General features: G+C 62.4%; 5 protein-coding genes. 4 read left to right on the top strand and 1 reads right to left on the bottom strand.

Going from position 1 to position 6,000, the window contains the following annotated elements; translation table 11 throughout:
* Nucleotides 1-402 (bottom strand): LysR family transcriptional regulator (locus EOA32_RS10290; RefSeq protein WP_145971284.1); only part of this gene is annotated, 402 nt, incomplete at its 3' end.
* Between the two features lie 292 nt (nucleotides 403-694).
* Between EOA32_RS10290 and chvE the strand changes: the two genes are divergently transcribed.
* From chvE to araD1, 4 genes are all read left to right on the top strand, one after another.
* A complete protein-coding gene (chvE, locus tag EOA32_RS10285; RefSeq protein WP_066996783.1) occupies nucleotides 695-1,765 on the top strand; it encodes a multiple monosaccharide ABC transporter substrate-binding protein in 1,071 nt (356 codons plus the stop codon).
* 188 nt (nucleotides 1,766-1,953) lie between these two features.
* A complete protein-coding gene (gene mmsA, locus EOA32_RS10280; RefSeq protein ID WP_128371689.1) occupies nucleotides 1,954-3,489 on the top strand; it encodes a multiple monosaccharide ABC transporter ATP-binding protein in 1,536 nt (511 codons plus the stop codon).
* Nucleotides 3,486-4,778: a multiple monosaccharide ABC transporter permease gene (mmsB, locus tag EOA32_RS10275; protein WP_128371688.1), complete on the top strand. Its 1,293-nt coding sequence runs from the start codon at nucleotides 3,486-3,488 to the stop codon at nucleotides 4,776-4,778. Before mmsA ends, mmsB begins: the two co-directional genes overlap by 4 nt.
* A 208-nt stretch (nucleotides 4,779-4,986) precedes the next feature.
* Nucleotides 4,987-5,976, top strand: a complete 990-nt coding sequence (gene araD1, locus EOA32_RS10270; RefSeq protein WP_128371687.1) for an AraD1 family protein — start codon at nucleotides 4,987-4,989, stop codon at nucleotides 5,974-5,976.
* The last annotated feature ends 24 nt before the right edge of the window (nucleotides 5,977-6,000 follow it).

Below are 6,000 nucleotides of genomic sequence, written 5' to 3'. Positions count from 1 at the left end.
CGCCAGCTCGATCGCCGGCGCGGTCACGGCGCCGAGAAACACCGAGCCGCCTTTGCCTGCCTTGAGCTCCGAAATCTCCCGGTCGGCTTCGCGCATTTCGAGCAGGATGGAGCGGGCGCGCCTGGCGAGCGCCTGACCGTAAGGGGTCAGCGTCACGCCGCGCGGCAGCCGCTCGCATAATTTCACGTCGAGCACCGCCTCCATCTCGGCAATCATGCGCGAGGCCGCCGGCTGGGAAATATTCATAACCTGGGCGGCGGCGCTCACCCGTCCGTGATCGTCGAGCGCGGCGATCATCCGCATATGGCGCAGGCTCAGGCCGCTGCGCAGCAGCGTTTCACCGTCCCCCGGAAGCTTCTCGTAATTTCCTGAAATCGTATCAGGATCGCGCAGCGCCGCCATGATTTCCCAGCCTCTCCGGCAGTTCTCTGCGCTACGCTAAATCATACCAGTTTCGGTATAGCAACCAGCAAAGATCGCATTTGACAGTTATGTCAAAGGGACACACCCTTCGCGCGTTCCGAGACGCAGCGATCGGCAACGAGCAAAATCGTATCGATTGAAACTGCGTCGCGGGCCGATTGGGAGGATACCGGAGATCGATAAAGCCGACAGAGGCGCGATTGCGCTCCTGTTCGACTGCGCGGCCCGCGAAGCCCCGAGGTGTCGCGTCCATCAACCAGGGAGAGTAAATGTGAAGATCATCAAGACGCTGGCCGCCGTCGCGGCCCTTGGCATTGCCGCCACGACCTATTCGGCGCACGCCGCCGACAAGGGTCTCGTCGGCGTGCTGATGCCGACCAAAACCTCGCAGCGCTGGATCAACGACGGCGACGCCGTCAAGTCCCAGCTCGAAGCGCTGGGCTACACGGTCGACCTGCAATACGCGCAGGACGACATCCCGAACCAGCTCAGCCAGCTGGAAAACGAGATCACGAAAGGCCCGAAAGCGCTCATCATCGCTTCGATCGACGGCACCACCATGGCCGATGCGCTGCAGAAGGCCAATGACGCAGGCGTCGTCACCATCGCCTATGACCGGCTGATCAAGAAGACCCCGAATGTCGACTACTACACCACCTTCGACAATTTCGGCGTCGGCGTGATCCAGGCGAATTCCCTGGTCAAGGGCCTCAAGGAGCGCTTCCCGAACACCAAGCCGTGGAACGTCGAGCTGTTCGGCGGCTCGCCCGACGACAACAACGCCTTCTTCTTCTACAACGGCGCGATGTCGGTCCTGCAGCCGCTGATCGACGACGGCTCGATCAAGATCAAGTCCGGCCAGATGGGCATGGACAAGGTCGGCACACTGCGCTGGCTCGCCGCCACCGCCCAGGCCCGCATGGACAACCTGCTCTCGGCCAACTACTCGGACGGCAGCCGCGTCGATGGCGTTCTGTCGCCCTATGACGGCCTGTCGCGCGGCATCACCGCCTCGCTGCGCGCTGTCGGCTACGGCACGGATGCTCAGCCCTGGCCGATCGTGACCGGTCAGGACGCCGAGACCGCCTCGGTCAAGCTGATCATTTCGGGCGAGCAGTATTCGACCGTGTTCAAGGACACCCGCGAGCTGGCCAAGGCCACCGTGCAGCTGGTCGACAAGGTGCTCTCCGGCGGCAAGCCCGACGGCCTCGACACCAAGACCTACAACAACGACGTCAAGGTCGTTCCCTCGATTCTCTTGACGCCGCACGAGGTCGACAAGTCGAACTACAAGGCGCTGGTCGTCGACTCCGGCTACATCAAGGCCGAAGAGCTGAAGTAATCCAGCCTTTAAGGGAGGGGTCCTGCGCGACGCAGGGCCCCTTTTCGTTCAGAAGCGACCCCGGTATTGTTTTTGCCGGCTTCTGCAGCGCCATGCGCCATCGCGGCGCGAGCCAGACTGCAGTATGTTGATTTCGCGCATAACGTTTTCCGGAAACGGAAGGCCTGCGCCAGGGAGCGGAATTCCTGATGAGCTCGACGATTTTGGAGATGCGCGACATCACCAAGACGTTCCCCGGCGTGAAGGCGCTGTCGAACGTGAACCTCAGCGTCGAGGAAGGAGAGATCCACGCCATCGTCGGCGAGAACGGCGCCGGCAAATCGACCCTGATGAAGGTGCTGTCGGGCGTCTACCCGACCGGTACCTATGAAGGCGAGATCGTCTTTCGCGGTCAGGAATGCCACTTCAAGGGTATCCATGACAGCGAGCATATCGGCATCGTCATCATCCACCAGGAACTTGCCCTGGTGCCGATGCTGTCGATCGCGGAAAACATCTTCCTGGGCAACGAGCACTCCAGCTACGGCGTCATCGACTGGAACGCCAACGAGAAGCGCACCAAGGCCCTGCTCGACAAAGTCGGCTTGAAGGAAGATCCCAAGACGCTGATCACCAATATCGGCGTCGGCAAGCAGCAACTGGTCGAGATCGCCAAGGCGCTCAGCAAGGAAGTGAAGCTGCTGATCCTTGACGAGCCGACCGCCTCGCTCAGCGAAAAGGACAGCCAGGCGCTGCTCGATCTTCTGCTCGAGTTCAAGCGCCAGGGCATGACCTCGATCCTGATCTCGCACAAGCTCAACGAGGTGAACCGCGTCGCCGACAAGGTGACGGTGATCCGCGACGGGCGCACCATCGAGACCCTGCCCAGGAAGGACATCAGCGAGGACCGGATCATCACTTCGATGGTCGGCCGCTCGCTCGACGACCGCTACCCGCCGCGCGAGCCGCAGATCGGCGAGGTTATTTTCGAAGTGAAAAACTGGTCGGTGTACCATCCGATCCACGCCGAGCGGCAGGTGATCAAGAATGTCAACCTCAACGTGCGCAAGGGCGAGGTGGTCGGCATTGCCGGGCTGATGGGCGCCGGCCGCACCGAATTCGCGATGAGCCTGTTCGGCCGTTCCTACGGCAGGCATATCAGCGGCGAGGTCCTGCTCAGGGGTAAGCCTCTCGATCTTTCGACGGTGAGCAAGGCGGTGGAGAACCGGATCGCCTATGTCACCGAGGACCGCAAGACCTTTGGCCTCAACCTCATCGACCACATCAAGCACAATGTGACGCTGGCCAATTTGGGAGGCGTCTCCAGCCGCGGCGTCATCGACGACATGCGCGAGATGAGCGTCGCCAACGACTATCGCAAGAAGACCAACATCCGCGCATCCAGCGTCTATCAGCTGACCGGCAATCTTTCGGGCGGCAACCAGCAAAAGGTGGTGCTGTCGAAATGGCTGTTCGCCGACCCGGAAGTGCTGATCCTCGACGAACCGACGCGCGGCATTGACGTCGGCGCCAAGTACGAAATCTACACGATCATCGCCCGCCTCGCCGCCGAGGGAAAGGCAATCGTCGTCATCTCGTCGGAAATGCCGGAATTGCTCGGCATCACCGACCGCATCTATGTCATGAACGAAGGGCGTATCGTCGGCGAAATGGCGGCAGGCGACGCCAGCCAGGAAAAGATCATGCGCGCCATCGTTCGGGGAGAAGGAAAAAAAGCCTCATGAGCACAGAAAGCGCTCCCGCGCCGCAGAGCGGCGTCGCCGAAGACGTCAAGCATGGTCCGCGCGTCGCCGTTTCGGCGCTGACGACGAACCTGCGCGAATACGGACTGATCATCGCGCTGATCGTCATCATGCTGTTCTTCCAGTACACGACGTCCGGCACGCTGTTCAAACCGGTCAACCTCAGCAACCTGGTGCAGCAGAACTCGTTCATCATCGTGATGGCGCTAGGCATGCTGCTGGTGATCGTCGCCGGCTATATCGATCTCAGCGTGGGATCGGTCGCCGGCTTCATCGGCGCGCTTGCGGCAATGATGATGGTCATCTGGCCGCTCGGTGTATTCAGCAATCCGCTGGTGGTCTCTATCATTTGCCTGATCGTCGGTGCGCTTATCGGCGCGGCGCAAGGCTACTGGATCGCCTATCACCGAATACCGAGCTTCATCGTGACGCTGGCGGGCATGCTGATCTTCCGCGGCATCTGCCAGGCACTGCTTGGCGGCGGCTCCTCGGTCGGCCCGCTTCCCGACAGCTTCAAGGCGTTGAGCTCCGGCTTCATCCCCGACGTCATCGGCCCGCTGACGCTCATTCCGCCGACGGTGAATGCCGCCGGCAAGACCATCGTCGGCAGCGGCCTTACGCTGCACATGACGACGATCGTGCTCGGTCTGGTCGCCGTGCTGGCCTATGCCTATTTCGGCTTCAGGACACGGCGTAAGCGCGAACGGCATGGCTATGAGGCCGAGCCCTTCCCGCTGTTCGTCGTCAAGACGCTGGTCGGCAGCGCGCTGGCGCTGTTCCTGGTCTTCCAGTTCGCCAGCTACAGGGGCCTGCCGGTGGTGCTTCTGGTGATGGGCGTGCTGATCTCGCTGTTCGTCTTCGTCACCAAGCGCATGACCATCGGCCGCCGCATCTATGCGATGGGCGGCAACGCCAAGGCGGCGCAGCTGTCGGGCATCAACACCGAAAGGCTGACGCTGCTCGTCTTCATCAACATGGGCGTGCTGTCGGCGCTCGGCGGCCTGATCATCGCCGCTCGCCTCGGCCAGGCCGTCCCGGCCGCCGGTCTGGGCAGCGAGCTCGACGTGATCGCCGCCGTCTTCATCGGGGGCGCCTCGGCGATGGGCGGTGTCGGACAGGTCATCGGCGCCGTGGTCGGCGGCTTCATCATGGGCGTGATGAACAACGGCATGTCGATCATGGGCGTCAATGTCGACTGGCAGCAGGTGGTCAAAGGCCTGGTGCTGCTTGGTGCCGTCATCTTCGACGTCTACAACAAGAACAAGGCGTAGAGGCCGGAGGCAAGGACTAAGGAGGCATACGGGTTCTAGATCGCGAAGCTGCCGGCAACCCGTCGGCGCGAAGAAGTCCTGGAAGGACCAGGCTCGCGAGTGCAATCCGGACGAATAGTTTCAACCGTGGCGCGGATCGGTTCCGGGCCGCGCTGGTCAGGGCTTGCCAATCGGCAGCCGGGCCAAGGCAAAAGAGAGAGGGTTCATCATGCTGATTTCCCAGATCCTCGATGACGCCGAGACGATCCGCGTTGTTGCCCGCAGCGGCGGCAAGACCCGGATCATCAACGGCGCGCGCAGCGTCTATTCGCTGGCGATGGAGGCAGCCCGCACCGGCACTGGGCTCGAGGCGCTGATCGAGCGCAAGGGCTATGGCGAGACGGTCGACCTCGACGCCGCCTACAAGAAGGGACGCCTGGTGTCGCCAATCAATCACCCCGATCCCGCGCATCTCCACCTTACCGGCACCGGGCTTACACATCTCGGCTCCGCCGCGACGCGCGATTCCATGCACAAGAAGCTCAGCGACGGCGAGGAGCAACTCACCGATTCCATGAAGATGTTCCGCATGGGGCTGGAGGGCGGCAAGCCGGCCAAGAGCGAGATCGGCGTGCAGCCGGAATGGTTCTACAAGGGCAACGGCACCATGGCGGTGGCGCCCGGTGCCGCGCTGATGTCACCAGCCTTCGCGCAGGACGCCGGCGAGGAGCCGGAGATCGCCGGCATCTATGTCATCGGCGACGACGGCGCGCCGTTCCGCGTCGGCTTCACGCTGTCCAACGAGTTTTCCGACCATGTGACCGAGCGCGTGAACTACCTGTTCCTCGCCCATTCCAAGCTGCGCAACGCCTCGTTCGGACCGGAAATCCTGATAGGCGAGCTGCCCGCCGACATCAGGGGCTCTTCACGAATCTGGCGCGACGGCAAAGTGCTTTGGGAAAAGCCGTTCCTGTCCGGCGAGGCGAACATGTCGCACACGATCGCCAATCTCGAGCATCACCACTTCAAATATTCGGCCTTCCGCCAGCCTGGCGACGTGCATGTGCACATGTTCGGCACCGCCACGCTCTCCTTCGCCGACGGCATCAGGACTGAGGAAGGCGACACGTTCGAGATCGAGGCCAAGGATTTCGGCCTGCCGCTGCGCAACCCGCTCGAGATCGAGAAGCCGGTGAAGGTGGCGGTGAAGGCGCTGTAAGGTGAGAGCGTGATCTCCCCCACG

This window comes from Mesorhizobium sp. M1A.F.Ca.ET.072.01.1.1 (genome assembly GCF_004023325.1).
GTDB lineage: Bacteria > Pseudomonadota > Alphaproteobacteria > Rhizobiales > Rhizobiaceae > Mesorhizobium.
This window is presented reverse-complemented; position numbering and strand designations above follow the sequence as displayed.

Coding starts and splice junctions, on each gene's coding strand:
- mmsA (WP_128371689.1), top strand. CDS start 1,954: ATGAGCTCGACGATTTTGGAGATGCGCGACATCACCAAGACGTTCCCC.
- mmsB (WP_128371688.1), top strand. CDS start 3,486: ATGAGCACAGAAAGCGCTCCCGCGCCGCAGAGCGGCGTCGCCGAAGAC.
- araD1 (WP_128371687.1), top strand. CDS start 4,987: ATGCTGATTTCCCAGATCCTCGATGACGCCGAGACGATCCGCGTTGTT.